A 3,666-nucleotide genomic window follows, 5' to 3' on the forward strand; every position below is an offset into this window, starting at 1 on the left:
TAGCAAAATCAGGATTAATATATGATGACGGATATAGAAGTGTACTGGTTAGAAATTAAGTGAAATTCGCTTGTTTTTTACCACAGTTCTTTGTTACCAACTGGTATTTTCTTACTTTAAATTCTCAGTAGATTTATTTTTTCTTTTCTTTTTTAGTTGTTACGACTATAACACCGTTGGTAGCGTTATATTTTTTCAAAGCCCGTTCATCTTTAAAAACCTCGATGCTTTCAATATCATCTGGTGATAATTTTTCAAGTGTTTTTCTGTCAGAATTCTTTCCGTTAATTATTATCATTGGGGCTTTACCTTCATTATTGGCAGAAGCATTATCTATCTCAGCATTCTTCTTTTTCGTTACAATAAGTACTACACCGTTCTTAGAATTGTATTCTTTTAGTGCTTTATCGCCTTTGACAACACTTACGGATTCAATCATATCTGAATCCAATATATCCATTGGAAAATCAAATTTTTTCCCATCAACATAAATATCTGGTTTTGCACCATCTTTTATCTTAATGTGTAGTTTTTCTTTATTTGAGCTGTTGTCTACTGTTTTTTTATTTTCCTGTGCTTGAATTATTGAAATTGATAATAATAGTGCACACAAGGTTAAAATTAGATTTTTCATATTTTTAAATGTTTGTTAATATATAATTTATTGAGATTAGTTATTCTGAAGTTGTATAAATAATTACCATTTCATTTTCATAAATAATATTTTGTTGGGTTTCTGATGGTTCTGAATTAGACACCATATTTAGAGCTTGATTTAATAAATCTTCTTTCTTAGAATAGCTGAGCCCTTTTTGTTTTGGACTGGCTATATAAAAAGAGATTAATAATATAACTGACGCCGCTGCAGAGATGATTCTAACAAATCTCTTACGTTTTCCGATTTTTTTATTTTGAAAGGATTCCCATAGGGTGGCATTAAAATTAGTTGGTGTTTCCTTTTTATTATTTTTTATGAAATTAGACCATGCTTCCAATGAGAGTACCGAATCTTTAGTATGGTTAAACAAAAACTGTTCTTCGTTTAGCGTAGTATTTCCTTCTTTATATTTTTCAATTAATCTTTTAATTTCATCCTCTTTCATAGCTATATGTTTTTTCTAATTCTGTACTCACCTGTTTTCTAGCTCGTGATAATAAAACTCTAATATGTTCAACCTTAAGTTGTGTTGCAGCGGCTATTTCAATAAATTCATAACCGTCTAAGTCTCGCATCATTATAACTTCTCTTTGTTGTTCAGGTAAGATTTTAAGAATTTTTTTAATAATAGTATTTAACTCTTTCCACTCCAATTGTTCTTGACCGCTTTCTGATTTTAGTATCTCCAGTTGGAAAGGAGTGTCATCAATTTCCAGCTTTTTTTTTCTCATTAAATCAATACAGTAATTGCGTGCTGTTAAGAATACAAGACCTGTAATATTTGGATGTAGCCCAATTTGCTTACGCTTTAACCAAAGTTTCATCATTATTTCTTGAATAGCATCTTCTGCGTTCGCCTTATTTCCGAGCATTCGAGAAACCATAGGAAACAAATGTTCTGATAGAGAAAATACTTTAAGTCTAAATTCGTTCTTATCCATACTACTTTAACAACGATAAAATGAGTGCAGGCATAACAAGAAAATGTGCTTTATTTAAAAATTATTCATAAATTACTGATAGTCAATTATAAAGATATTTTTTTAAAGGAGCGAAGCCGAACCTCTTTGAAGTTAAAAACACTTGTTTGGAGTACAGGGTAGACTAGTGGCTTTTACCAAATCTAGATGAAATAATACTCAGTTGCTTGTATTTCTACTTGTTGGTAACGGTAAGGCTATGATTCGTTTCAGTCATCAAGCCTTACCGTAAATTCTTAATTGATGGCTCTAAAGATATTACTTTGATCTAAATTACTGTTCTATCTTTAAAATGAATTATAGCTAGTGTTGTGAAATGTCAAGCATTTGCCACACTGCCATACATAATAACAAAACTTCATAAGGAATCTATGCCCTTTATACCTGAGTATAAGGGACGTTGATTCCTGTAAGATCATTCTGTATCTGACATATTAACAGCATGTTACTTTGGAATTCAATACTGAAAACACTAACTTTCAAGTTGTTTGTACGTTCTTACGTTCTGAAAACAAGAGTTTTCAACGATGCAATCGAAACAACTTGGAAGGTCTTGCAACAGTTGTTATATCCATAATAACAAAGCTATAATAAACCTAGATATAAATGAATCGGTGAATTTCAATGTTGCGAAATCTTTGATTTTTTGCAACGTTTATGTATAAGATTAGTGGCGCTAAAAAAATGCGCTATCCATTCGGTTAAACACGAGCCGAATTTTTAAGTTTTCCTATTTATTTTCCTTTCTGAAATAGCCAAATTTAAAAATTTGGCGACCTCGAAAAGTGCATAAATCTTTGTTTTTGCAACTCCTCGCGCTATTTTTCATATACTATGTTAGCATTAGTTCATTTCCGTTATAGTCTTAACTAATTTATTTGCGATTTTTTGAGTAAAAGGGTCTTTATATTGATTGGAAAAAACAATTACTAAATCCCCATTTTTTGGATTGTAATAATTTCTTAATTTAAAAGAAAAATTATCTCCTCCGTGACCAATGAATAGGTCTTTATTTTTCCCTTTATGAAAAATTTGCATTCCTAGTCCGTACGAAGTATTAGTATCTATCATTTGATTAAAAGTGTCCTTTTTTATGAATGTCTCTTTTTCGTAAAGGTTAATGAAGAAAGATTCCAAATCACTTAATGTAGATGCAATTCCTCCTGCAGAAAACACATAATCTCTATAATAATAATAAAACGAATCATAACCATAATCTTCTCCATTAAACATTGGGTGAGCTGAGTTGTTTCTTGAAGATGTATAGTATCCATAACTATTATCCATCTTGGCTGGTTTGAAAATTCGTTCTTCTAAAATATCTTCATATGTTTTGTTATTCAATACTTCAAGGATATAGCCTAATAATATATAATTTGAATTCGTATATTTATATTTCCCTCCTGGTTTATTTTTCGGCTCAGGTATTTTATTAAACAAAAATGTATGATTATAGTCATAGTAAGGATTAGATAAAGACACATTTGATATTGTGTCAATTACTACTTCTCCTAAACCACTTGTATGATTTAAAAGTTGTTTAATCGTAATATCACGGTCAATATTTTTATTATCTGTAAGTTCTTTAGGAAAGTACTTATTCAATGAATCAGAAATTTTCAAAGTACCTTTTTCCATTTCTTGCATTATTAAAACAGCCGTAAAGGTCTTTGTTAAGCTACCGATATTGAAAATTTTATCCGTTGTCATATCAATTGAATCTCCTGCAATACCAATTGCATAGGTTTCAGTCAAATTTTTGTGTTTAACAAGAGCACCAATGCCAAATCGTTTTAATTTTAAGGAATCTTGGTATTGATTAACGACGCTTGAGACTATGAGTTTTTGTTCTGGTTCATAGTTCGTTTTTATAGATTCACAGCTTATAGACAATATGCAAATTATGATTAATAAATTTTTATTCATTTTTATAATTTAAGTTTTAATTTTATTTAGAATTAATGCTAACGGTAAGGCTATGATTCGTTTCAGTCATCAAGCCTTACCGTAAATTCTTAATTGATGGCT

Annotated in this window: 4 protein-coding genes; all 4 read right to left on the reverse strand. The window is 30.0% G+C overall.

Annotation, left to right across the window (positions count from 1 at the left end):
• Nucleotides 1-133: 133 nt before the first annotated feature.
• Nucleotides 134-634 (reverse strand): SusC/RagA family TonB-linked outer membrane protein, encoded by a 501-nt coding sequence (locus LY01_RS05065; RefSeq protein WP_104514754.1) that lies wholly within the window; start codon nt 632-634, stop codon nt 134-136.
• Between the two features lie 40 nt (nt 635-674).
• Nucleotides 675-1,103, reverse strand: coding sequence for a hypothetical protein (locus tag LY01_RS05070; protein ID WP_104514755.1), 429 nt, complete (start codon nt 1,101-1,103; stop codon nt 675-677).
• Nucleotides 1,090-1,599: an RNA polymerase sigma factor gene (locus LY01_RS05075; protein ID WP_104514756.1), complete on the reverse strand. Its 510-nt coding sequence runs from the start codon at nt 1,597-1,599 to the stop codon at nt 1,090-1,092. Before LY01_RS05075 ends, LY01_RS05070 begins: the two co-directional genes overlap by 14 nt.
• Before the next feature lie 882 nt (nt 1,600-2,481).
• The gene (locus LY01_RS05080; RefSeq protein WP_104514757.1) at nt 2,482-3,564 is read right to left on the reverse strand and encodes a serine hydrolase domain-containing protein; all 1,083 of its coding nucleotides are present in this window, start codon (nt 3,562-3,564) and stop codon (nt 2,482-2,484) included.
• Nucleotides 3,565-3,666 lie beyond the last annotated feature (102 nt).

The sequence above is a fragment of the Nonlabens xylanidelens genome, from assembly GCF_002934445.1.
Lineage (GTDB): Bacteria > Bacteroidota > Bacteroidia > Flavobacteriales > Flavobacteriaceae > Nonlabens > Nonlabens xylanidelens.